The sequence below is a fragment of the Sphingopyxis sp. OAS728 genome (assembly GCF_014873485.1).
Taxonomy (GTDB): Bacteria; Pseudomonadota; Alphaproteobacteria; order Sphingomonadales; family Sphingomonadaceae; genus Sphingopyxis.
Window position 1 is genome coordinate 3784242 of sequence record NZ_JADBDT010000001.1, and the last position, 25520, is coordinate 3809761.

Here is a 25520-nt window from a genome sequence, read left to right on the forward strand (position 1 = left end):
AGGGCGGTTCTAACGGCAGCGATGCTGGTCTCAACGGCGCATCCGGCGCTGGCGCGCGACATGCTGGTGTCGGATCAGGCGCAGTATAAGGTGGCGGTGAAAAAGGCGCAGCCGGGCGACACGATCATCCTCGCTGATGGCGAATGGCGCGACTTCCCGATCGTCTTTACCGGCACCGGTACCGCCGCCAAGCCGATCACGCTGACCGCCCAGACCAAGGGCAAGGTGCTCGTCACCGGCCAGTCGAACCTGCGCATCGGCGGCCAGCATCTCGTAGTTTCGGGCCTCGTCTTCAAAAATGGTGCGAGCCCGACGGACGAAGTGATCAGCTTTCGCCGCGATTCCAAAACGCTCGCGACAGACACCCGCGTGACCGAGGTCGTTATCGACGGTTTCAGCAAGGCTGACCGCCGTGCCGAGGATATCTGGGTCGCGCTTTATGGCACCGGCAACCGCGTCGACCATTCGCATTTCGAGGACAAGACGAATGCGGGCGTGACGCTCGCGGCGATCCGCCGCGCGGGGGATCCGCTCGATAACCGCCACCGCATCGATCATAATTATTTCGGCCCGCGCCCGCCGCTCGGCTCGAACGGCGGCGAGACGATCCGCATCGGTACCAGCGAAGAATCGCTGTCAGCGTCGAATACGGTCATCGAGCGCAACATATTCGACCGTACCAGCGGCGAGGTCGAGATCGTCTCGATCAAGTCAGGCGGCAATATCATCCGCGATAATCTGATAATCGAAGCGCAGGGCGCCATCGTGCTCCGGCACGGCAACGGCAACCTCGTCGAACGCAACATCTTCCTCGGCAAGGGCGTGCCCGACACCGGCGGTGTACGCGTGATCAACCGCGACCAGATCGTGCGGAGCAACTATTTCGAGGGGCTTGCGGGCACCTCGTTCAAGAGTGCGCTCAGCGTGATGAACGGCGTGCCTAATTCGGTGATCAACCGCTACCATCAGGTCGCGAACGCGCGGATCGAGAATAATAGCATCATCGACAGCGCACGCATAACCTTGGCGGCGGGCGCCGACGCCGAACGCTCGGCAGCGCCGACGGACAGCAAATTCGAGCGCAATCTGATCGTCGGCGCGAAGGGGCAGGACCCGTTCCGCGCCGAGGGCGAAATCACCGGCATCGCGCTCGCGGGCAATGTCGAGGCGAAGGTCGCGAAGCCGCTTCTGGGCGCGGGCGTTGAGCAGCGCGAGATCAAGCTGGAGCGCGCCGCCAACGGCCTGCTCTACCCGGTCGATCCGGCGCTCGCCGCGGTCGGTGCGCCGCGCGATTTGAAGCCGGTGACGCGGACTGAGGTCGGCGCAAGCTGGTATCGCAGCGACGCCCCCGAAACGGCATTTGGTGCGGGCGGCACCCGGCCGCTTGCGGCCGGCGCATCGCTCGCACGAGCAGTCGCCGACACGAAGGCGGGCGATATTCTCGCTCTCGCCACCGGGACTTATGATATCGCGGCGCCGTTGGCGGTTCAGCACCGCTTGACCATCGCCGGCGCAAAGGATGCGAAACCCGTGCTTCGCGTCGCATCGCAGCTGGCGCGCATCGAAGGCGGCGGCGGATTACAGCTCGAAAATGTCGCGATCGATGCAAGCGCTGCACCGAGCGATGGCGCGCTGATCGCAGTCGGGAGCGGCGTCGCGCCTAACTACAGCATCGCGCTCGACGGCGTGTCGGTGCGCGGGCCCGGCAAGGGCCGCCTCGACGGCATCGCCATGGCGCCAGGCACCTTCGCCGACGATGTGACGATCACGAACAGTGATTTCGCCGAGATGGGCGTCGTCGTCCTCGCGACCGGCGAGCAGGAACCCAAGGGCTGGTATCCGATGGAGCGGCTGACGATCACAGATAGTCGCTTCGCGCGCGTCGCGATGGTCGCCGATCTGCTCCGCAAGGGCACCGATGAAAGCACCTTCGGTCCGTGGTTCGCGATGGCCGGATCGAGTGTCGCCGACAGCGGACGCGATGGCGCATCGCTGCGCGTCTCGGGCGCCCAGCACGCCGACATTGCGCAGAATAATTTTGCGAAGTCGGATGGCATCCTCGTCATCCATTCGGTCGGCGCGCCCGAAACGCGGATCGCATCGAACGCCTTCGCAGCGACCCCCGCGCCGCGGATCGAGGAACTCGCGTGGAAGGGACCGGCGCGCGGTCAGGTCACCGGCAATGTCGTGGAGGCGCGTCCGTGATCCGCACCTTGGCACTCCTGCTCGCTGCCGCCACGCTGCCCGCCGCCCCGGCTGTCGCGCAAACCCCGCCCGCAGTGTCGCCGCAGGTCTATGCGCCGCTTTTCGCCGGCGAGGTCGAGCGCGCACGGCGCGACGTCGATGCATCGATCAAGACGGGCATCAATGTGCCCGTGCCGAAAGACCCGGGCGGCGGCTTCACCCACGAACAGCATAAGCGCAATTACCGCACCATTTTCGAGGGCGGCCAGCTCTTCCGTCTGACCGGCGATGTCCTCTATCGCGACCATGTCCGCGACCTGCTGCTCGCCTATGCCGACCTCTATCCGAAGCTCGGGCCGCATCCCGCCGCGTCGAACCAGGTTCCCGGCCGCCTCTTCTGGCAAAGCCTCAACGACAGCGTCTTCCTCGTGAATGCGGTGCAGGGCTATGCCGAGATTCGGGGCGCGCTGTCCGTCGCCGACCGCAAGCGCATCGACGATCAGGTCATCCGGCCGATGGCGCGCTTCCTTTCGGACGGCTCGCCCGAGGTGATCAACCGCATCCACAATCATGCCACTTGGGCGGCGGCGGGCGTCGGCCTGTCGGGCTATCTGCTCGGCGACCGCCACCTTGTCGACAAGGCGCTGCTCGGGCTCGACAAGAGCGGCAAGGCGGGTTTCCTGCGCCAGCTCGACCTGCTCTTTTCGCCCGACGGCTATTATGCCGAAGGGCCCTATTATCAGCGCTATGCGTTGCAGCCCTTCGTCGTTTTCGCGGCGGCGATCGCGGCAAATGATCCGGACCGCAAGATTTTCGAGTACCGCGACGGCATCGTATTGAAGGCGATCCGCACTGCGATCGACGTGACGCACGACGGCTATTTCCTGCCAATCAACGACGCGATGCCCGACAAGAGCCTGCGCACCGAAGAACTCTATCACGCTGTTGCCATCGCCTATGGCGCGACGAAGGATCCGACCTTCCTGTCGATCGCCGACTGGCAGGGCCGCACGGTGCTGACCCCGGCGGGGCAGGCAATGGCGGCCGATCTCGCGGCGGGCAAGGCGAAGCCCTGGCCGTTCGGCTCGCGGCTGTTATCCGACGGTCCCGACGGCAAGGACGGCGCGCTCGTCCTGCTGCGGACGAAACCCGATCCGACCGGTCCCTTGCTTGTCGCCAAGAACACGGTGCAGGGCATGGGTCACGGCCATTTCGACCGGCTCGGCTGGCTCTATTATGATGAGACCGGCGCCGTGGTGACCGACTATGGCGCCGCGCGTTTCCTCAATGTCGAGGCGAAGCGCGGTGGGCGCTACCTCCCCGAAAACGACAGCTGGGCGAGCGCGACGATCGCGCACAACACGCTTGTCGTCGATGAGCAAAGCCACTTCGCGGGTGACTGGAAAGCCGGCGAGAAGTCGGGGACGCGCCAGCTCGCCGCGTCGCTCGAAGGTCCGACGCGCTACGCGATCGGCGAAATCGATACCGCGTACCAGGGCGTCCAGATCCGCCGTGCGCTCTTGCTCGTCGAAGTCGACGGTCTCTCCAATCCCCTCACGCTCGATATCCTCCACGGGACTGGCAGCGGCAGGCATCGCTATGACCTGCCGCTGCATTTTTCCGGGCATATCATCGACAGCGACATTGCGTTCGACCGCAAGCTTGCCGAGCGGCCGGTGCTCGGCAAGGCGAACGGCTACCAGCATCTGTGGGTCGACGGTGAAGGGGCGAAGACAGGCAAGGCCCGGCTGACGTGGATGCAGGGCAGTCGCTTCTACAGCTATCACATGCTGCCGCCCGCGGGTGCGCGCTTCATTGTCGCCGAAAGCGGCGCCAACGATCCTGAGTTCAACCTGCGCCGCGAACCTGCGCTGATCCAGCGCGTCGACGGCGCGGCGGACGCGTCCTTTGTCAGCCTGCTCGAACCGCACGGCGCATACGATGCGTCGGCCGAAACTGTCGTCGCGAGCAGCGCGCGCGTGTTGGAGCTCGAACATCGCAAGGAAAAGGGCGTCGATCTCGTCCTGATCACCCTCGTCGACGGGCGCCGCATCGCCATCGCGGTCGCCGACGATGCCACCGCCGGGGCGAAGCACAGCGTCACCGTCGACGGTCGCACCCTCGCATGGACCGGCGCCGTCGGCCGCCTCGACCTCGCCAAGACCGGAGCGAAGAAATGAGCAATATCAAGGGCCGCTTCCGCTGGTGCGTCATCGCGCTGATCGCGCTCGCGACGGTGATCAATTACATCGACCGCAACGCGCTGGCGGTGATGTGGCCCGAGGTGTCGAAGGAAATCGGCGCCACCAAGGAAGATTATGCGCTGCTCGTGACGATCTTCATGATCTTCTACGCCTTCGGCCAGTCGATTTTCGGGCGCATCTTCGACGCGATCGGTACGCGGATGGGTTTCACCATCTCGATCGTCGTCTGGTCGCTGTCGATCGCGGCGCACGCATTGGTGCGTTCGATGCCCTTGCTCCTCGTTCTGCGCGCTACGCTGGGGATCAGCGAGGCGGGCAACTGGCCCGGCGCCGCCAAGGCGAACGCGCTCTGGTTTCCCTCGCGCGAACGCGCATTGGCGCAGGGCATTTTCAACGCCGGAGCATCGCTCGGCGGGATCGTCTCGGCGCCGCTGATCGCGCTTTTGTTCGTCCAGTTCGGCTGGCACGGCACCTTCCTGCTCATCGGCGTGCTCGGCTTCATCTGGCTCGTGCCCTGGCTCTGGTTCTACAAGGCCGATCCCGAAAAGCATCCGGGGCTGAGCGAGGAAGAGCGAGACTATATCCTGACCGGCCGCACCGAGGCGGGCCAGGGCGACAGCCGCCGTGTGCCGCTCGGCGAACTGCTGCGCTATCGCCAGAGCTGGGGCGTCATCCTGTCGCGCTTCTTTCTCGATCCCGTGTGGTGGCTCTTCGTCTCGTGGCTGCCGATCTATCTCGCCGAAACCTTCGGCTTCGACGTCAAGCAGATCGGCCTCTTTGCATGGGTGCCCTTCGTCGGCGCGATGCTCGGCAGCCTGTTCGGCGGCTGGCTTTCGGGACGCATCATCACCGCGGGCGGCGGCGTGCACAAAGCGCGCACGCTGACCATCGCCATCGGCTGCGCGATCATGCTCCCGGCGCTGCTGTTCACGATCGGCGCCAGCGAGCCGCTCTCCGCGGTGCTGCTGATCGCGTGCATCCTCTTCGGGTTCCAGATGGCGATCGGCAATATCCAGACGCTGCCGAGCGACTATTTCGGCGGTGGCGCCGTGGGCAGCCTCGCGGGGATCAGCGGCACCGCCGCGGTCGCGGGCACGCTGATCACCACCTGGCTCGTCCCCGTGCTCACCAAGACCAGCTACGCGCCGATCTTCGCGCTCTCCGCGGCGATCGTGCCGATCTCCTTCCTCTGTTTCTGGCTGATCGGCGGACGCGTCGAACCGGTCGTCACCCAACCCACCAACACCCAAGAATAAGGAATAGCATCACATGAACCTCCAGGGGAAAACCGCGCTCGTCACCGGCGGCGGCCGCGACATCGGCCGATCGGTCTCGATCGCGCTTGCGCGCGCCGGCGTCCGCGTCGCGATCAATTACAACAGCGGCCGCGAAGCCGCCGAGGACACGCTGAAGACGATCAAGGACGCGGGCGGCGACGCCTTCCTGATCCAGGCCGACGTTACCGACAGCGGCGCGGTCAAGGCGATGCTCGAAGAGGTCGGCATCGCGTTCAGCGGCCGGCTCGACATCCTCGTCAACCTTGCCGGCGGCATGGTCGCGCGCAAGACGCTGAGCGAGATGGACGAGGAGTTCTTCGACCATGTCATGACGCTCAACCTCAAATCGGCTTTCCTCGTTCTCCAGGCATCGCAGCCCTTCCTCGGCGAAGGTTCGGCTGTCGTGAACGTGTCGTCGCTCGCCGGCCGTGACGGTGGCGGTCCGGGCGCATCGGTCTATGCGACCGCAAAGGGCGCGCTGATGACCTATACGCGTTCAATGGCCAAGGAACTCGGACCGCAGGGTATCCGCGTCAACGCCGTCTGCCCCGGACTGATCGGCACGAGCTTCCACGACATCTTCTCGAAGCCCGAGGGCCGCGCCGCGGTCGCCGGCAACACGCCGCTGCGCCGCGAAGGCCATCCCGACGAAGTCGCCGACACGATCGTTTATCTCGCGTCACCGGCGGCGAGCTTCCTCGCCGGCGTCTGTCTCGACATCAACGGTGGGCTGGGCTTCTCCTGATGCGCCGGCTCCTTGCGACGGCCGTCGTTGCCCTGCTCGCGAGCGGGGCGCAGGCCCAGACCCGCGAGCGGACCGATGCGCCGCCGCTCGAGCCGTACAAGATCATCCTTGTCGGCGATTCGACGATGGCGCCGCACAGCGGTTGGGGCGGGGCGTTTTGCTCGCGCCATGTCAAATCGTCGGTCGCCTGTCTCAACGCCGGTCGCGGCGGGCGCAGCACGCGCAGCTATCGGCAGGAAGGCGGCTGGGACATCGCGCTCGCCGAGGCGAAGGTGCCGGGTTATCGCGGCACCTGGGTGCTGATCCAGTTCGCGCACAACGACCAGTCATCGAAGTCCGAACGCTGGACCGACGAGACGACCGAATTCCCCGCCAATCTCCGCCGCTTCGTCGAAGAGGTGAGGGCGGCGGGAGCAACGCCGGTGCTCGTAACCCCGCTGACGCGCCGCGAGTTCAAGGACGGCAAGCTCAGGAACACGCTCGCGAGCTGGTCGGATCAGGTGCGCGGCGTCGCCAAGGCGATGGACGTGCCGCTCGTGGACCTCAACGCGCTCAGCGCCGCGCAAGCGCAGGAGATGGGCGCCGAGATGGCGACCAAGCTCGCGCAGGAACCGCCAACCGCCGAGGAGCTTGCTGCGGCGAAGGCGGGTACGACGCTGACCGCGCGCCCGGCACCGCCCGAACCCGCGCCGATCACGGGCGACGGCGCGCGCGGGCAGGTGACGCGCAAGTTCGACTACACGCACCTCGGCGACGTCGGTGCCGAGGTCACCGCCAAGCTGGTGACGCAGGCGCTCGCCCGCGCGGTGCCGGGGCTGCGGAGCCAGCTCGTTCGCTGACGAAGGTGTGTATGGCAATTTGGACTAACCAATTTGCCATACACAATTGTTGACAAATTGGCCGGCATGTTCGACAGCGTCAGCCAGAACAGAATCGATTTTCAGGGAGAGACAACGTGAATTCTCGCAATCCGATCCGCGCGCGCAGCCTGCGCGCCGCGTTGCTGGCTGGTGCCGGTTCGACGCTGCTGATCGTCGCAGCGCCCGCGATGGCGCAGGACGCGCCCGCGCCGCAGGCCGAGTCCGAAGAGGATGCGATCGTCGTCACCGGTATCCGCGAGACGATCCAGAATTCGATCAACACCAAGCGCGAAGAAACCGCGATCGTCGATGCGCTGTCGTCGGACGACATCGGCGATATCCCGGCGATCTCGGTCGGGCAGGCGATCCAGACGATCACCGGCGCGACGACGCACCGCGAAAAGGGCGACGCGTCCGAAATCGCGCTTCGCGGTCTCGGCCCCTTCCTGTCGAATGCGACGTTCAACGGCCGCGACGCGACGAACGGCAGCGGCGACCGCTCGGTGAATTTCAACCAATTCCCGTCCGAACTCGTCAACAATATCAAGATTTACAAGACCCAGCAGGCGAGCCTTGTCGAAGGCGGCGTCGCGGGAACGATCGAGATCGGCACGCTGCGTCCGCTCGATTTCGGCAAGCGCCGCCTGCAGGCCGATATCAAGGCGCAATATAATCCCTATGGCGATCGCATCGTCGGGTCGGGCGGGATCGGCTGGCGCGGGACGCTGAGCTATGTCGACCAGTTTGCGAACGATACGATCGGCATCGCGATCGGCGTCCAGCGCAACGACACGAACAACCCCGAAGAAACGTTCGCCGCGTCGACGACCTGGACCGCGTGCCAGGCGTCGCCTGTCGTCGCGAACAACAATTGCAACGAATATACGCGCGACGAATATGGGCAGGACCTGCCCTTCTATCTCGTCCCCAACGCCTATACCTTCCGCCAGATCAGCGAGACCGACAAGCGCGACGCGATCTTCGGATCGATCCAGTGGCGCCCGTCGGACCAGTTCAACATCAACCTCGACGTCCAGTACTCGGACCGCACCTATGTCGAGAACCGCCGCGACCTCAATCTGTCCGAGGGCCGTTACGGCCTGACCAACGTCGTCTATGACGAGAATGGTATCGTCCAGAGCCTCAACGGCCTGAGCTCGCTCGAATCGAACGGGTCCGAACTGTCGCGGTCGGAGGAATATCTGGGCGGCGGCCTCTCGGTCGAATGGCAGCCGTCGGACCGGCTGACCGTCACGCTCGACGGCAGCTATTCGCGCACCGTCCGCACCGAGATCGAACGCAACTTCCGCCTGCGCACCGACCCGACCGACGTCAACGGTGTGCGCACCGTGTTCAACAATATGCGCATCCCTTACACCTATTCGATCACGCCGGGCAGCTTTGTCCCGACGATCACGATCGATCCGCGCTTCGACCTCAACAATCATAATCTCTTCTGGGACGACGCGCGCTTCCGCCGCGACGAGAGCAAGCGGCACAACGAAATCTACGCGGGCCGCTTCGACGTCGCCTATGAAATGGACGGCTTCCTCAGCAAGATTTCGGCGGGTGGCCGCTGGTCGCACCTGACGTACCGCGACTATGATGTGCGCAACGGCGACTTCAACCTGAACCCGGCGATCGCCGAGGACCGCCGCATCAACAATCTCTGCCGCACCGCCTTCCCGCAGCAGGATTATCTGTCGGCCGCGAAGGGTAACAGCATCAACAGCTGGGCGACTTTCGACGTCGACTGCCTGTTCCGCGAATATATGGGCGCTGAAGATCCCGGCAACCTGCCCGACACGCGCTCGGTTGCGAACCGCGATGTCACCGAACGCACTTTCGCCGGTTATGTGATGGCCGAATATGACGCCGATCTGGGTAATATGCCGGTGCGCGGCAATTTCGGCGTGCGCGTCGTCAATACGCGCGTGACTTCGGACGGGCTGCGCAGCGACCTCAGCGTCGTCACCAACCCCGACGGTTCGATCCGCCTCGTCACCTCGGGCGATTTCGACACGGTGACGATCAAGAGCCAGAACACACGCATCCTGCCCAGCCTCAACGCGATCTTCGAGGTCGCGCCGAACACGTTGCTGCGCGCCGCCGCCTATCGCGCGATGTCGCGTCCGAACCCCAGCTCGCTCGGCGCCGGCCGCACGATCCTGCTTGAGGACGGCACCAGCTTCACGTCGATCGAGGATGCGATCCGCAACATCACCGCGAACGGTAGCCCGCGCCTGAAGCCGCTGATGTCGTGGAACGGCGATCTGTCGCTCGAATGGTATCCGAACAAGGACAGCCTGCTGTCGGCGACCGTCTATTACAAGCAGTTCACCGGCGGCTTCCAGCCCGTGGTGTTCAACGAGGATTTCACCATCGACGGCCAGTCGGTGTCGATCCCGGTGACGCAGACGCGCAACAGCCCCGACAAGTCGCGCATCTATGGCCTCGAACTGACCGCGGCGACGCGCTTCAGCTTCCTGCCCAAGCCGCTCGACGGGCTCGGCGCGAAGGTCAGCTACAATTACGCCGATTCGAACTTCAAGACGCAGGATATCCGGCTCGGCGAGGTCTATGACCCCGAAACCGATACGGTGAGCGCCGGCATCATCCCGCCCGCGAACCTGTCGGGCTATTCGAAACATGTGCTGTCGGCGCAGGCCTATTACGAGATCGGCCCGGTGTCGCTGCAGGCGATCTACAATTACCGCGCGAAATATTTCCAGGATTTCGTCGGCGGCAACAGCCAGCTGCGCTACGTCGCACCTAGCGAAACCGTCGATTTCCGCGCCTCGCTCGACCTGATGAAGGGCGTGTCGCTGCGCTTCGAGGCGCTCAACATCTTCAACGAGCCGAAGGCGACCTACATGCCGGTCTATGGCAGCAGCCGTCAGTATCATTATTACGGCGCGAAATATTTCATCGGCATCCGGGCGCGAATTTAGAACTAAGTTCGGTCATGGGCTTCAAACTTGTCCTACCGGATTGTATGGACTTCCTGACGCTTGTGCGGGGAGAAGATTGACCATGGCCGAACGCCGCCTTTTCGAAGATGTCGCTGATACGATCCGGCGCCTGATTCTCGACGGAACCTTCCCGCCGGGGACGCGGCTGCCCGGCGAACGCGAGCTGTCCGAACGTTTCGAGGTCAGCCGCGTGACGATCCGCGAAGCCGAGATCGCATTGCAGGCGACGGGGTGGATTCACATCCGGACCGGCGCGGGCGCCTATGTCGAGGCGATCCTGCCCGGCGACAATGCGATCCTGCCCAAGGTCAGCGCGTTCGAGCTCACCGAAGCGCGCTCGCTGTTCGAAGCTGAGGCCGCGGCGCTTGCCGCACCGACGATCTCGGCCGAAACGCTGGCGAAGCTCGACGAACTGCTCGACGCGATGGCCGACGACAGCAAGAGTGAGGAAGAGATCAGTGCGATCGATCGTGAGTTCCATATGACGATCGCTGCGGCATCTAGCAACAAGGCGATCATCCATGTGATCGAGAGCCTGTGGCGGATGCGGATGGAATTGCCCGAAGTGCGGAGCAGCCATTCGCTGGTCTGCCGCAAGGACGGCAGCGCGCGTCAGGCCGAACATGCAGACGTCGTCGCGGCGCTGCGCAATCGCGACGCGACGGGTGCGCGGCTCGCGATGCGCCGCCACTTCAACCGCCTGATCGAATCGATGCTCGACGAGACCGAGGAGCGCGCAATCGTCGAACTGCGCCGTCAGTCGGCCGAGAGCCGCGAACGCTATTTGCTGAGCGCCAAGCTGGCGTGACGTCCGGCCTTTCGTCTTCGCCGGCCGCGCCGGATCCGGTTGCGGCGTTACTCGAAGCACGCCGTTCGGGGCGTGCGCTGCCGGCCTTTCCTTCTCCAGTGCCCGCGACGTTGGCGGATGCCTATGTCATACAACAGCGTTTGATCGTCGAGCTTGAGGCGCCCGTCCTCGGCTGGAAGGTCGGGCGCATCCCGCCGGCGTTGATCGATGTTCTGGGCGCCGAGCGCCTCGCCGGGCCGGTGTTGCGCGTGGCCGAACTCCACGGCGACACGCCCGGCAAAGCGGCGGTTTTCGTCGGCGGGGCGGGGGCTATCGAGGCGGAAGTGATGCTGCGCCTCCGCGCGGTGCCCGACAGGCGCGTCATGGGCATCGACGATGGCGCCGCATATGTCGAAGAGATCCGCGCCGGATTCGAAGTCGCGAGTTCGCCCGCGCCCGACGTTCACGATCATGCTCCCTATGGCACCATCGCCGATATCGGTATCAACAACGGACTGCTGCTTGGGCCACCGCTCGACAAAGACGAATTCACGACGCTGATCGTCGAAACGCAGATCGACGGCACGCCGGTCGGGACCGGTCGCGCAATCGACGTCCTCGACGGCCCTTGGGGAGCGCTGAATTTTCTCGTCGAACTTCATCGGCGCGGCGTCATCGAACTCAAGGCGGGGCAGTGGATTTCGGCCGGAGCCATCACTGGAGTTCATCCGATCGGCATCGGGCAAATCGCGACCGCGCGTTTCGGCGCGGTGGGCCATATCGCCTGCATCGCGGTCGAGGAAACCGGATTCAAATCATGATTGCACCCCACGGAACGATCGCCTGTTTCGGCGAGATCGTCATGCGCGTCTCGGTTCCGAACGGCGAACTGCCGCTGCAATCGGCGCGTTTCGACGCGCATGTCGGAGGTGCCGAAGCGAATGTCGCCGTCGCGCTTGCCGCACTCGGCCATGACACGGCAATGATCAGTGCGGTCCCCGAAGGGCCGCTCGGCGACGGTGTGCTCGGCGAAATGCGCCGCCATGGCGTCGACGTAACGCCCATACGCCGTCCTGCGGGCCGCATCGGGCTCTATTATCACCTGCCCGGCGGCCCGATGCGCCCGGCCGAGGTCATTTATGACCGCGCCGGATCGGCTTTTGCGGAGGCGAGGCCCGATGACTGGAATTGGGACCATTTGTTGGACGGCATCGGCTGGCTGCACGTGTCGGGTGTCACCCCCGCGCTGGGGCCGGACAGCGCGGCCGCCGTGCTCGATGCCGTGACGCGCGCGCGGGCGGCCGGGATCGGCGTCTCGTTCGACGGCAATTGGCGTGGACGCCTTTGGGATCGATGGCAGTCCGACCCGGCGGCGATATTGAAACCGATCGTCGCTCAGGCGACGCTATTGTTCGGCAATCACCGCGACGCAGGTCTGCTTTTGGGCCGCGAATTTTCGGGGGATGGCGAAGATCGGCGGCGCGAGGCGGCGCTTGCATTGCTCGACCATTTCCAATCGCTCGAATATGTCGCCTCCACCGCGCGCGAGATCATGCGGCCCGACGCACACCGCGTGACGGCACGGATCGACACCCGCGACAAGAGCGGGGCAAGCGATGCCATGCTCATCACTCCGGTGATCGACCGGATCGGAACCGGCGACGCGTTTGCTGCCGGCGTCCTCGACGGATTGTGGGCCGGTAAGGGCCTAGCGGACGCGGCGAGGTATGGCTTGGGGCTATCCGCACTGAAACACGGCATCCACGGCGATTTTGCGCCCTTCTCTCGTGCGGCTATCGGCCGCACGGTGTCGGTCGCGCAGGATGTTTCGCGCTAGGGGACGAGCCTCGTGCGGGTCATCGGCCTATTCGGCCGAAAGCGCGGCACCGGCGCGATGCGGGAGCTTCCATCCCGGACGTACGAAATGGCAGGTATAGCCGTTCGGAATGCGCTCCAGATAATCCTGATGCTCGGGTTCGGCTTCCCAGAAGGCGCCCGCCGGGGTGACTTCGGTAACCACCTTACCCGGCCAGAGGCCTGAAGCGTCGACATCGGCGATCGTGTCCTCGGCCACCGCCTTCTGCTCGTCGCTGGTGTAGAAGATCGCCGAACGATAGCTGGCACCGACGTCGTTGCCCTGGCGATTCTTCGTGGTCGGATCGTGGATCTGAAAGAAGAATTCCAACAGCGAGCGATAGCTGGTCAGGGCCGGATCGAAGATAATCTCGATTGCTTCGGCATGATTGCCGTGGTTGCGGTAAGTGGCATTTTCCACCTCGCCGCCCGAATAGCCGACGCGGGTCGAAATCACCCCGGGCTGCCGGCGCACCAGGTCCTGCACGCCCCAGAAGCAGCCGCCGGCAAGAATTGCGCGCTCGGTGCTCATGCGACGTCCTCCACCTGATCGAGATAGGCGCCATATCCCTCGGCTTCCATATCGTCGCGATGGACAAAGCGCAGCGAAGCCGAATTGATGCAATAGCGCAGCCCGCCGCGGTCGCGGGGGCCGTCGGGGAACACGTGCCCCAGATGGCTGTCGCCATGGGTCGATCGCACTTCGGTGCGGATCATGCCATGGGTCGTGTCGTTGAGTTCGGCGACATTCGCGGGCTCGATCGGCTTGGTGAAGCTCGGCCAGCCGCAACCCGATTCATATTTGTCAGACGACGCAAACAGCGGCTCGCCCGAGACGATATCGACATAAATGCCGGGATCCTTGTTGTTCAGATATTCGCCCGTGCCGGGCCGTTCGGTGCCGCTCTGCTGTGTCACGCGATATTGCTCGGGCGACAAGGCCGCGACGGCTTCGGGTGTTTTGCGATATTCGGTCATTTGAATCTCCATTTCACTGGGGAATATGGTGCTTCCATTTGGATAAACCATGCCCCGGCAGATGGTCAGGTCCGCATTATGGCGCGATGTCGTTGGTGGGGACAAGCAGGGGCTTGCCCTTTTCGACGATATAGGTCGCGAGTTCGGCGCCGTTGGCGGCCGTGCGATTGCGCGCCATATGCGCGACCCTGGCCGGGACGAACAGGACCTCGCCCGTCTTCACCGTTACGGGCGCCTGGCCCTCGAGCTGATATTCGAGCGTGCCCTCGACGACATAGATGACCTCTTCGCCGGGATGGCGATGCCAGGGTGCCACCGCTCCGGGTGCGATGTCGATGCGCGCCTGCACCGTCTCATGGCCGGCGATCGACAGATCGTGCCGCTGCAGGTCGGTGCGCGCGACACCAGGCGGAACGGGAGCCGGCGCCGTTTGCGCTGGCGCTGGCGCGGCGGGGCTTTCCCCGGCCCAGGCGGGAGCAGCCGGCGCGCCGAGCGCGAGCGCCGTTGTCATCAAGGCCTGGAGAAATTGTTTTGCCATCTCTGTTGTCCTTCGCATTTCGCGGATCGTCCGTACGCCATGCGCCGACGAGCCGGTTCGAGCTTGTTGCTGCAGGTTTCGTCGTGAAGGCCGCGATGGTTACAAAAGGGGGCGCGAGTCAGGTGCAGTCGAACGCCGTACAAGCGGCGCGCAGCCGCGGGGTCGCCCAGTCGATGAAGGCGCGGACCTTGAGCGGAAGCAGGCCCTGGCGCGGGTATACGATATGCACCGGGCGGGGATCGCCGTCGCAGTCGGGAAGGACGCGCACCAGCGCGCCCGACTGAATCTGCCCCGAAAGTTGATAGTCGAACAGGCGGGCTATTCCGGCGCCGCCGAGCGCTGCGGCGAGATTGCCCGCCGCGCTGTTCACGGTGATGCGGGGGCGGGGGGCGCAGGTCATGTCGTCGCCATCGACGTGGTAGTTCCAGAACATCGCCGGGGGGCCAAAGAATATGCCGTCGTGACCGGGAAGGTCGCGCGGGCCCGTCGGCGTGCCGCGTAGGCCGAGATATTCGGGGCTGGCGCAAGTGATCAGCCGGAACGTCCCCGCCTTGACCGCAAAAAGGGCGCTGTCGGCGAGGTGGCCAAGACGGATCGCGACGTCGATCTGTTCGTCGACCATATGGGAAATGCGGTCGGATATCATCAGGTTCAGCGTGACGTCGGGATATTCTTCCATGAAGGACAGGGCGATCGGCAGGACGTGGCGCGTACCGAATTCGACCGGCATCGTGATCGACAATTCGCCGCGCGGCGTTTGATATTCGCCCGACGCGCGTCGTTCGGCTTCGTCGAGATCGGCGATGATCCGCCGCGCCGCGTCGACATAATCGCGGCCCGCGTCGGTCAATTGAATGTTGCGGCTGGTACGGACGAGGAGGTTGGTGCCGAGGAAGCGTTCCAGTTCGGCAACCTTGCGGCTGACGCTGGGGAGCGGAGCGTTCAACTTGCGGCTGCCCGCCGACAGGCTGCCGGCGTCGACGACCGCAAGAATGACACGCATCGCGTCGAGACGATCCATGGAACGCGCTCCAGTTCCCACCTGCCGGCCGGTTGCCGTTTCGCATTAGGGTAACCGCCGGGCTATTTCAAATGTCCGGATAGGTCCCGGCGGCCTCGAATCCGCGAATCCGATAGGTGACGTCGAAGCAATGTAGGGGGCGACTTGCGCCCGATCGCGAACGATGCAGCGCCCTGGACCGGTATCCGAAAGCTGTCGCTTCGGTGCGAAAGGAGCAGCAACTATCAGGCCATTCGCGCATAAGGAGCGGCAAATCGGGACGGGCATGACGGCGGGCGGCCAAGTTGTGAAAATTTGCCGTTGAAATTTTGCAAGCCGCTGGACAGCGATGGGGTCGCTCTTTACCTAGTCGCGCAACAGGCTTCTGGGAATCCATCGAAAATTGTCGGAGACAATCGCGCAGGGTCATCGTCGTGGACGCTCGCTAGAGAAGATATTTCTCGACGAGCGGCCACGGTTGCTCGCGTTCCTGCGGCGGATTGGCGCCGGCGAAGACGCCGAGGACATTTTCCACGATGCGTGGATCCGGATCCGGTCGCTCGACCGACCGGTGCCCGACGAGGCGCTGTCCTATCTCTATCGTGTCCTGCACAATCTGACGATCGATCGCCGTCGCGCATCGCATCGCGGCCTGCATCGCGATACGCAGTGGGCCGAGGTACGGGGCGAGGCGTTCGATCGCTGCACGCAGCCCGATGGCGAGCGACGTCTGCTGGCGATTGACGAGGTGCGGGCAATTCACGAAGCGATTGATGCACTGGGAGAGCCCGCGGCAAGTATTTTTCGGCGGCACCGTCTGGAGGGACAGACGCAGCGCGCGATCGCCGACGAACTCGCGATGGGTTTGAGCACGGTCGAAAAACATTTGCGCCGCGCCTATGCCGCCTTGCTCTCGTTTCGAAGGGCGCGCGACGATGTCTGATATGATGCCGCGCAAAACCCCCGCGACCTTGCGCGACGAGGCGCTCGACTGGGTGATCCGGCTGCGCGAGGCCAAGGCCGCCGACTGGCAGGCGTTCGAGCAATGGATGGCAGCCGATACCCGCGCCGCGGACATTTATTGGGAATTGGCGGCCGCCGATGTCGATGTGGCAGAAGCGCTGACGCGGCCGCGCCCGGAGACGCCGGTTCGATCGCTGCAGGCGCGCACACCGAACCGGAAATGGATTGTCGGTGGTATGCTCGCGTTGGCGGCATCGATCCTGTTGCTGCTGTTCGTGCAACGGGCAGACGGACGCTATGCGGTCGAAACGCCGCCCGGGGCGACACATAGCATCGCGATGGACGATGGCAGTGCGGTCTTGCTGGGCGGCGGCTCGAAACTGATACTCGACCACGGTAATCCGCGGAGCGTGCGGTTGGATGGCGGCGACGCGCGCTTCACCGTCGCGCACGATGCCGCAAAGCCCTTCCGCGTCCATGTCGGAGAGGCGGTCCTTGTCGATTTGGGTACGGTCTTTTCGGTGACTTGGCAGAATGGCGCGCTTCATGTCGAGGTGGCCGAAGGAGCCGTGCGTTATAGCCGGAACGGCCTGACGCGTGATTTGGGGGCGGGCGACACACTGCGGATCGGTGTCGATGGACGGATGGTTTCGGGGCGCGTCGATCCCGCCGATGTCGCCGCCTGGGCCGAGGGGCGGCTCGTCTATTCGGGTACGGAAATGGCGGCAGTTGCTGCCGATTTGTCGCGTGCGACGGGGATCGATGTCGCTGTCGATCCCGCGGTTGCCGCACATCTTTTCAGCGGAGGCTTTGCGCTGGGCAATCGCGATGCCGAAACGGTCCGGCGCGCCGCAAACCTGATGGGATTGCGGGCGCGTCCAAACGGCGATGGCTGGATATTGGAGGCACCCGCTTCGGGGTCTAGATGAGGGTCGCCGCCGGTATGATATTGCTGGCGGCCCCCGTTGCCGCGCAGGCGGCCGGGGATGCGGTGCAGGTCGATGTGCCGGCGGGCACGCTCGGGACGGCGGTCGCGACGCTTTCGCGGCAGGCGCGCATCGACATCGGCGTCGACGATCCGGCGTTGCATCGCGTCGCGACGTCGCCGGTGCGTGGGCGGATGAGCGCCGAGGAGGCGCTGGAACGGATATTGCGCGGTACGGCCGCGACCTGGCTACGTGGCCGCGGGGGGCTATTCCATATCGTCGGGCGACCGCGACCCGTTGCCGTGCAAGCGTCTATGGGCACCGCCGGCCGTCGCAAGCGCTATGTCGTGCCGCCGCCACCCGTTACCGACATCGTCGTCACGGCATCGAAACGCGGCGCGGCGCTAGCCGATTATCCGGCAACGGTCGCCATATTCTCGGGCGACGAATTCGGGGCAGCCGGCATATCGCCGGGAAGCGAAGCCATCACGCTGCGCCTCGCCGGCGTCGGATCGACCCATATGGGGCGGGGGCGCAACAAGCTGTTCGTGCGCGGCATCATCGATTCGAGCTTTCATGGGCCGAGCCAGGTCGCGACGGCACAATATCTCGACCATGTCCGGATCAACCACAACGGTCCCGACCCTGACCTGCGCCTGTACGATATCGCAGCGGTCGAGGTGCTGGAGGGGCCGCAGGGCACGCTTTATGGCGCCGGGTCGCTCGGCGGCGTGATCCGGGTGGTAACGAACCGGCCGCAACTCGACCGTACCGAGGGGCGGGTCAGCGCCGGTGTCACGCACGTTGCTCATGGCGATCCGGGGGGCGATGCGGCGGCGATGCTTAATTTGCCGCTGGCGCGGGGAGTCGCCGGCCTGCGGCTTGTCGGCTATGCATCGCGCGAGGGCGGCTATATCGACAATCCTGTCTTGGGCCTGTCCGACGTGAATGGTGTTTCGGTTCGCGGCGGGCGCGCAGCACTGCGCCTCATGGTCGGCGGCTGGACGGCTGATCTGGGTGGTGTGCTGCAATCGATCCGCGCCGACGACAGCCAATGGACCGACCGCGACGGAGCGCCGCTGACCCGATCGAGCCTGGTGCGCGAAGCCTATGCTACCGATTATCGGCAAGCGAATGCCGCAGTCGAGCGCGATCTGGGTGCGGCGCGGCTTGTCGCGAGTCTCGCTGCGGTCGAGCGGTCCGCGACACAACATTATGACGATGGCACTCCCTCCGCCGTGGTGCAGAAAGCGCGGTCGGATCTGCTCGTGGGCGAGGCGCGAATATCGCAGCGGCAGTCGGATGGTGCGGGCTGGGTGGCCGGACTGGGCTTCCTCGACAGCGAGAGCCTGGTCCGGCGGAGCAATGGTCCGGTCGGGGACGATGCCCTGCTGCGTCAGCGTGTGGCCAATAGCGCGCGCGAGATCACCCTGTTCGGCGAGGCGGGCATGGCTGTCGCGCCGCGGCTTGTCGTGACGGCGGGGCTGCGGCTCAGTCACACGCGCCTGCACGGCGAGGCGTGGGCGAAGGAGAGCCTCGCGACGCTGCCGGGAACCGGCAAGCCGATCGCGGTGGGGCTGGTACGAAGCGATGTCCGGGCGCTCCCCAGTCTGGCGCTGTCGCTGCGCGCTTCGGAGCGGCTGTTTGTTTTTGCGCGCTATCAGGAGGGCTTTCGTCCCGGCGGCGTCGGCGTCGCGGGCTTCAAGCCCGAAATCCACCGCGGCGACCGGTTGCGGTCGTGGGAGGTCGGCCAACGCCTGACGCGCGGCGATGCATTCGCGCTCGATATCGCGGCCTCTTATGCGCGGTGGGACGGCATAGCCGCCGAGGTCGTGTCACAAACGGGCGATCTGACGACCGCCAATATCGGCGATGGCGAAATCGTCTCGATCGAAGCGCGCGCCGATTGGCGCCCGGTACCCGGATGGCGCGCGGGTGGCGGGCTGTTTCTCAACCGCAGTCGGCTGACGCGATCGAATATCGGCACAATCGCGCTGAAGGGCGCCCGGTTGCCGAATGTGCCCCGGCTCGGGCTACAGGCGCGTATCGGGCGCGAGTGGGCGCTGGGCACCGGGCTGCGCGCAAGTCTCGCGGTCGATGCCCGTTATTTCGGGGGATCGCGGATCGGCGCGGGGCCGCTGCTCGACACCGCGCAGGGCGACTACGTCGACGACCGGGTCCTGCTGCGTGTGGGCGATGCCATGCGCGGCCTCAGCCTTGAGGCGACGAACCTTGCCGACGGCGCCACCAATCGGTTCGCGCTGGGCACGCCGTATCGCATCTACCATCCGCAAGCGACGCCGCAGCGGCCGCGAACGATCCGGATCGGCTTCGACGCGGCCTTTTGATCTGATTCCGCAGATTATTTTCGCCCGCCGTAAGGTGTCTCGTGGGCGACATCGTTCTGTCATCATTGGGTCAGATCGTTTCATTTGAAACAGCATTTGCACGTCGGACCCTGAACCAGATGACAGGGAGTTTGACGTTGCAGCAGTTTTCGGGCCTCGGGATCGCATCGCTCCATCCGTATCATGCACGTACGCGCCGCGCGCGACTGGGACTGGGGACCAGTCTGGCTAGCGCCGCCGCCGCGCTGCTGCTGACCTCGATCCCGGTGGCCGCACAGACGGCGCCCGATATGTCGACGCTGCGCCCCCCGCTACATCAGCTTGCTGCGCGCGGCGACGCGGCAACGTCCGCGGCCGAACCGCAGGATCTGACTATCCGCCTCGACGAGGGAACCGCGGTCGTCACCGGCAACGAATATGAGCATGGCGTCACGCTCACCAATTTCGCCGGCGGATCGGTGACGATCGACGCGGCGGGTGCATCGGTGGAAACCAAAGGCACTGGCGCGATCGGCGCGGTGGCGATCGCCGTCGACGGCAACGCCACGCTCCAGATCGGCGATGTGCGTACGGCGGGCGATAATGCGCATGGCATCGTTGCGGGGTCGGCGAATGGTTCGGTTAACGTCCAGGCGGGGCATGTCGCAACCGAGGGCGGGAACGCGTTCGGAATTCATGCGACAGGCTATGCGGGTCCGATCAACGTGTCGGCCGCCTCAGTGCAGACCTCGGGCTATTATTCGACCGGAATCCATGCGGTGTCGAATGGCAATGTGTCGATCGACGTCGGCGATGTGCTGACGACGGGTGACAATTCGGTCGGCGTCAACGGGCAAGCGGGTCAGCGGCCGTCCTATGACGAGGATACCGGCCTGCCGATCCTGTCAGACCCCGCCGACCTGACGATCCGCGCCGACAATGTCGAAACGCGCGGCCTTTCGTCGGATGGCGTGATCGCGACGAATTTCACCAAGGGCAACACCTCGGTCGACGTCGGCACCATCAAGACGACGGGCGACAACAGCTGGGGCGCCTATGCCGGCGGCTTCGGCAATGTCGCGCTGCACGCTGGGACGGTCGAAACCACCGGCGCCGGTTCGGTCGGACTCGGCGCGGTCAGCTATTATGGCAATGTCGAGGTGTCCGCGGACAGCGTGGTCACGCGCGGCGATTTCTCGAACGGCGTCAATGTCCTCAATTACGATCCGACCAAGGCGACCTCGATCGACATCGGCAGCGTCGAGACGCACGGCAATTCGTCAACGGGCATCTATATGGGCGGTGCCTATTGGGACAATGAAGGGCAGGACATCACTGTCGTCGCCGACCAGGTGACAACGCACGGCGAGGGTTCGACCGGCGTCGCGGTGCGCAGCAGCGGCAATATCACCATGGATCTCGGCGACGTCGTCGTCGAAGGGAACCGTTCGCGCGGTGTCGTGGTTTTCGGCGGCCTGGGCGACATGAACCTGACGATCGACAGCATCGTTACCAAGGGTGAGTCGCAATATGGACGCGATACGGCCGGGCTGCGGATCAATCATAATCATGGTTCGGTAAACGCCACCATCGGGTCGATCGAAACGAACAGCAACAATGCGCCGGCGATCCTGACGAACGGCTACAACACCAACCAGAATTTCACGATCACCGGCAGCCTTCAGACCGACGGCTATCATGCTTCGGCCTTCCAGGCGGACATCGACACCGGATCGCTGACGCTCGACGCCGCATCGATCACGACGAAGGGCGACGCGAGCAACGGCGTGAAAGTCAACATGCGCTCGGGCGAGGTCGATATCCGCACCGGTACGATCGAGACGTCGGGCGCGGATTCGGCCGGTATATTGGTCGAGAGCGCCAGCTATGACGGGCAGGCGCATCATGTCGCGATCAACGCCGGCTCGATCGTCACGCAGGGCGGTAATTCGGCCGGGATCAGCGTACTCGCGCTCGGCGCGAGCGCCGACATCAACGCGGGCAGCATCACGACCTCGGGCGAATATTCGGCCGGGGTACGGGCGATCGCGGTGTCGGGTGTCGATTCCTATGGCAATCTGTTCGGCGGCGACCTCAATATCGAAGTGGGCTCGATCGCGACGACCGGCGACAATGCGCCGGGCATCGATGCGATCGCTTATGGCTCGATTGCGATCAAGGCGGAGAATGTCACGACCGAAGGGTCGCGTTCGACTGGCGTCAAGGCGCAGGCCTATGGCGATATCGTTATCGACGCGGGCACCGTCGAAACTCACGGCTATCGCGCCGACGGGATCCTTGCGAACAGCAATGTCGGCGGCAGCACCGGCGACATCAAGATCACCGCGAACAGCGTCACGACGACGGGCGCGGCGGCGAGCGGTATTCGTGCGGAGGCCTATGCCGGCTCGGTCGATATCAAGGCGGGCAGCGTCAAGACCAGCGGCTATGGTGCCGATGGCGTCTTTGCGTGGAGCTATATGGGCGATGCCAAGGTCGATATCGGCACGGTTTCGACCAGTGGCGAAGGCGGCCGCGGCATCACCGCCTATTCGGGCGGCACCACGACGGTCATCGCCGGCGATGTGACAACGACCGGGGCAGGCGCATCGTCGGAATTCGACGCCGGCGGGATCAAGGCGGTCGGCGCGTCGGTTGTCGTCAAGGCGGGGAACGTCAGCACTAAAGGCGACTATTCCAGCGGCATCTATGCCAACAGCAATATGGTCAACGACAATGGGCAGGTGCCGCGCGATATCAGCGTGACCGCAGCCAGCGTTTCGACCGAAGGCCTGTTCTCGCACGGCGTCGTCGCGATCAATACGGCAAGGCGTGCGAACATCGACATCGACGTCGGCAGCATCAAGACAAAGGGCGACTATGCGCTCGGTATCTATGCCTCCGCTCCCGCCGGCAATATTTCGGTCAAGGCCGACAGCGTCGAGACCGAAGGCAAGCAGGCGGCGGGTGTCGTCGCGGTCAGCAATTATGGCGATATCGGCATCGATATCGGCACGATCGTAACGAAGGGCGAAGGCGCGGCGGCTATCTACGCCTATGCCGGCGGTGCGCCGAAGGCCGGTGACAGCACGACGAGCATCAAGGCGGGCTCGATCACGACGAGCGGCGAATATTCGTCGGGCGTCGTGGCGATCGGGGCCAGCGAGGGTGTCCATCTCGACATCGATGTCGGCGACGTATCGACCGCGGGCACGGCGTCGCGCGGCGTATTCGGCTACGCGCTCGGCGATATCTCGGTCAAGGCGGGCACTATCGCGACCAAGGGGGATGGCGCCTCGGGCGTCGAGGCTGTCTCCTTCTATGGCGACATCAAGGTCAGCGCGGGGTCGATATCGACCGAAGGCAATGTGGCGACCGGAATCTATGCGAGCACGCTGACGGGCGACGTGATCGTCGATGCGGGCGACATATCGACCCTCGGCGACATTGCATCGGGCGTGCGGGCGTTCAGCCGGACCGGCGATGTCATGGTCACCGGCAACGGCGATATCAGCACCAAGGGCAATAATTCCTACGGCATTCTTGCCTTTGGCGACGGCTCGATCACCATCGACAACAAGGGCGACGTACGCACCGACGGTGATTCCGCGCACGGGCTCTATGCGCTCGGTCGCGGCGGCGGCGTCACGACGATCACCAATAGCGGTGCGGTCTCGGTCGATGGCGATTATTCGACCGCGATCCGTGCGCTCGGCAGCTATGCGGGCGGTGGCATCAAGATCGTTTCGACCGGCGACGTCTCGGCGACGGGCGCGAATGTCGGCGGCATCGTTGGCGTGATCCCGCGCTCGCGCGGCGCGGGTTCGACTGCGCCTTCGGTCGATATCGAGGCCGGAAAGGTGACGGTCAGCGGCAGTCCCGCGGTCGGCATATTGGCGCTCAACTATTGGGGTGACGTGCGTATCCGTGCCGACGAGGTCAAGGCCGTGGGATCGGGCTTGGGCATCTCGTCGATGGCGCTGGGCAATATCGACGTCGAGGTACGCAACGTCGAATCGGACGGCCGCGGGATCTTCCTGTCGTCGGGCGGCGGAAACACGCTGACGGTGACCGGCAATGTTATCGCGAAAAACCATGTCGCGATCGAGATGGGCGCGGGTTCGGGCCAGTCGGTGCTGAACATTGCGAAGGGCGCGACGGTGATCGGCGGCGGCAGACGCAATCCGGCGGACGATCCTTATACCGGACCCGGCAACGCCATCATCATCGGGTCGGACTCGGGCGTCGTCATCAACAATGCGGGCACGATCCGCAACGTCGGCGATCGCTACACCATCTTCGTGACCGACCAATATGCGTCAGACTGGACCCCGATCCCGGGCGCCGGGAGCGCGATCAACAACAGCGGTATCCTTGAGGGCAATCTGCGCCTGACCGCAGGCAAGGACGCCGTGAACAATTCGGGCGAGTTCGATGCGACGAAGGATTCGGTGTTCGGCGATGGCGAAGACATCTTCGTCAACAGCGGAATCGTCCGCATCGGTTCGGCGGCGGTCACCACAAGTCTCGCCCGCGCGCCCGAAAAGGGCTCGTCGGTGACCTTCGCCGGGCTCGAACGGTTCGAAAACAGCGGCACGATCGACATGCGCAACGGCATCGCGGGCGACCAGTTCGTGCTGCCTGGCGCCTTCGTCGGCTCGGGTGCCTCGACGCTCGCAGTCGATATCGGCGGCGCGAGCAGCGACCAGCTGGTGGTCGAGGGCGCCGCGACGGGATCGACCAATGTCGTCGTCGCGACGCTGCCGGGCAAGGCGACGCTGTTCGCCGGGCCGATGTCGATCATCAAGGTCGGTGCCGGATCGGCCGCGGACGCCTTCAAGCTCGACAAGGCCGACATGGGCTTCATCCAGTACAACATGCGCTACGATGCGGTGACCGGGACCTACAGCCTCGGCACGCAGGTCGGCAGCTCGGCCTATCGCCTCGCCAAGCTCAACGAGGCGGCGCAGGCGATCTGGGACAAGTCGGCGCAGGCGTGGAGCACGCATATGGCCGAACTTCGCGACGCCGACGGCGCCGGCAAGCGGCTGTGGGGCCAGATGTTCGGGGGCGTGGTCGACCGCGACAGTGCGATCGACGGCGCCCCGCTCGACTATCGTCAGGACTTCTTCGGTGCGCAGCTCGGCTATGATCTCGGCGGCAGCGAGGGTGAAGACAGCGCGGCGATCTTTGGCGTTACCGGCGGCTATCTAAGCTCGAAACAGCGGTTCGAGGGGGCCGACGAACGCGCCGATTTCGGTGCGCTCAACCTCGCGGGTTACGGCAGCTATCGCGGCAAGCGCGTCTTCGCGAACCTGCTCGCGCAATATAGCCGCTACTGGATCGACGCGCGCGGAGGGATCGGCACCGAACGCTGGTCGGATTCGGCCGGAGGCGACGCTTATGGCGTGCAGGGCGAGGTCGGCGTGCGGCTGGGGTCGGAGAAATTCTTCGTCGAACCCGTCGCCACGCTCGCCTGGCAGAACAGCTCGATCGACGCGATCGAGGCGTTCAGCCACAGGATCGATTTCGACGACAATAGCGCGGTGACCGGCAAGGTCGGCGCGCGGATCGGTGCCGCGATCGGCAAGGCAGAAGGGACGCAGGCGGTGCTTTATGCGCGCGGCAATTATGTCCATGCCTTCGACGGCAAGGCGGGGCTGCTCTTCTCGAGCGGCAACGTCAGCCAATCGATCGTGACCCCGCAGGCCGGCGATTATGGCGAGGCCGCGATCGGGCTCAACATCCTCTCGAACGGCCCGGTGAGCGGCTTCATCGAGGGGGATGCCACCGTCGGCAGCGGGACGAAGGGCGGCGGTGGCCGCGTCGGCGTCCGGTTCAAATTCTGATCCATTTCAAACCTTTGCAAGGCCCGGTTTCGCACCGGGCCTTGCCTGTATGAGCG

Annotated in this window: 17 protein-coding genes; 13 read left to right on the forward strand and 4 right to left on the reverse strand. The window is 64.9% G+C overall.

Going from position 1 to position 25520, the window contains the following annotated elements; genetic code table 11:
• The first annotated feature begins 21 nt into the window (after positions 1 to 21).
• The 9 genes from GGC65_RS17895 to GGC65_RS17935 all read left to right on the forward strand — a co-directional run bounded on the left by GGC65_RS17895 (position 22) and on the right by GGC65_RS17935 (position 12866).
• Positions 22 to 2205, forward strand: coding sequence for a chondroitinase-B domain-containing protein (locus GGC65_RS17895; protein ID WP_192648389.1), 2184 nt, complete (start codon positions 22 to 24; stop codon positions 2203 to 2205).
• Positions 2202 to 4364 (forward strand): heparinase II/III family protein, encoded by a 2163-nt coding sequence (locus GGC65_RS17900; RefSeq protein ID WP_192648390.1) that lies wholly within the window; start codon positions 2202 to 2204, stop codon positions 4362 to 4364. Before GGC65_RS17895 ends, GGC65_RS17900 begins: the two co-directional genes overlap by 4 nt.
• On the forward strand, positions 4361 to 5644 hold the full coding sequence (locus GGC65_RS17905; RefSeq protein WP_192648391.1) for an MFS transporter: 1284 nt from the start codon (positions 4361 to 4363) through the stop codon (positions 5642 to 5644). Before GGC65_RS17900 ends, GGC65_RS17905 begins: the two co-directional genes overlap by 4 nt.
• 13 nt (positions 5645 to 5657) lie before the next feature.
• Positions 5658 to 6410, forward strand: coding sequence for an SDR family NAD(P)-dependent oxidoreductase (locus tag GGC65_RS17910; RefSeq protein WP_192648392.1), 753 nt, complete (start codon positions 5658 to 5660; stop codon positions 6408 to 6410).
• Positions 6410 to 7249: a rhamnogalacturonan acetylesterase gene (locus tag GGC65_RS17915; protein WP_192648393.1), complete on the forward strand. Its 840-nt coding sequence runs from the start codon at positions 6410 to 6412 to the stop codon at positions 7247 to 7249. Before GGC65_RS17910 ends, GGC65_RS17915 begins: the two co-directional genes overlap by 1 nt.
• Positions 7250 to 7365: 116 nt before the next feature.
• Positions 7366 to 10221 carry a TonB-dependent receptor gene (locus GGC65_RS17920; protein ID WP_318780186.1) on the forward strand — a complete coding sequence of 952 codons (2856 nt, stop codon included), beginning with the start codon at positions 7366 to 7368 and terminating at the stop codon, positions 10219 to 10221.
• Positions 10222 to 10303: 82 nt separating this feature from the next.
• On the forward strand, positions 10304 to 11050 hold the full coding sequence (locus GGC65_RS17925; RefSeq protein WP_058536788.1) for a FadR/GntR family transcriptional regulator: 747 nt from the start codon (positions 10304 to 10306) through the stop codon (positions 11048 to 11050).
• 98 nt (positions 11051 to 11148) lie between these two features.
• The gene (locus tag GGC65_RS17930) at positions 11149 to 11850 is read left to right on the forward strand and encodes a 2-keto-4-pentenoate hydratase (RefSeq protein WP_192648394.1); all 702 of its coding nucleotides are present in this window, start codon (positions 11149 to 11151) and stop codon (positions 11848 to 11850) included.
• Positions 11847 to 12866 carry a sugar kinase gene (locus GGC65_RS17935; RefSeq protein WP_192648395.1) on the forward strand — a complete coding sequence of 340 codons (1020 nt, stop codon included), beginning with the start codon at positions 11847 to 11849 and terminating at the stop codon, positions 12864 to 12866. The genes GGC65_RS17930 and GGC65_RS17935 overlap by 4 nt, the downstream gene beginning before the upstream one ends.
• 27 nt (positions 12867 to 12893) lie before the next feature.
• Here the strand turns inward: GGC65_RS17935 and msrA are convergent, their stop codons facing one another.
• From msrA to GGC65_RS17955, 4 genes are all read right to left on the reverse strand, one after another.
• Positions 12894 to 13415 carry a peptide-methionine (S)-S-oxide reductase MsrA gene (msrA, locus tag GGC65_RS17940; protein ID WP_192648396.1) on the reverse strand — a complete coding sequence of 174 codons (522 nt, stop codon included), beginning with the start codon at positions 13413 to 13415 and terminating at the stop codon, positions 12894 to 12896.
• Positions 13412 to 13861, reverse strand: coding sequence for a peptide-methionine (R)-S-oxide reductase MsrB (gene msrB / locus GGC65_RS17945; RefSeq protein ID WP_192648397.1), 450 nt, complete (start codon positions 13859 to 13861; stop codon positions 13412 to 13414). The genes msrA and msrB overlap by 4 nt, the downstream gene beginning before the upstream one ends.
• A 76-nt stretch (positions 13862 to 13937) precedes the next feature.
• The gene (locus GGC65_RS17950; RefSeq protein ID WP_225940893.1) at positions 13938 to 14399 is read right to left on the reverse strand and encodes a cupin domain-containing protein; all 462 of its coding nucleotides are present in this window, start codon (positions 14397 to 14399) and stop codon (positions 13938 to 13940) included.
• Between the two features lie 118 nt (positions 14400 to 14517).
• On the reverse strand, positions 14518 to 15420 hold the full coding sequence (locus GGC65_RS17955) for a LysR substrate-binding domain-containing protein (protein ID WP_192648398.1): 903 nt from the start codon (positions 15418 to 15420) through the stop codon (positions 14518 to 14520).
• A gap of 382 nt (positions 15421 to 15802) precedes the next feature.
• Between GGC65_RS17955 and GGC65_RS17960 the strand changes: the two genes are divergently transcribed.
• The 4 genes from GGC65_RS17960 (at position 15803) to GGC65_RS17975 (ending at position 25464) form a co-directional block, all read left to right on the forward strand.
• Entirely contained in the window at positions 15803 to 16342 is a 540-nt protein-coding gene (locus tag GGC65_RS17960; protein WP_192648399.1) for an RNA polymerase sigma factor, read from the forward strand.
• Entirely contained in the window at positions 16335 to 17291 is a 957-nt protein-coding gene (locus tag GGC65_RS17965) for a FecR family protein (RefSeq protein ID WP_192648400.1), read from the forward strand. Before GGC65_RS17960 ends, GGC65_RS17965 begins: the two co-directional genes overlap by 8 nt.
• Complete coding sequence (locus GGC65_RS17970) at positions 17288 to 19636, forward strand: TonB-dependent receptor (protein ID WP_192648401.1); 2349 nt, start codon at positions 17288 to 17290, stop codon at positions 19634 to 19636. The genes GGC65_RS17965 and GGC65_RS17970 overlap by 4 nt, the downstream gene beginning before the upstream one ends.
• A 137-nt stretch (positions 19637 to 19773) precedes the next feature.
• Positions 19774 to 25464, forward strand: coding sequence for an autotransporter outer membrane beta-barrel domain-containing protein (locus GGC65_RS17975; protein WP_225940894.1), 5691 nt, complete (start codon positions 19774 to 19776; stop codon positions 25462 to 25464).
• Positions 25465 to 25520: the final 56 nt, after the last annotated feature.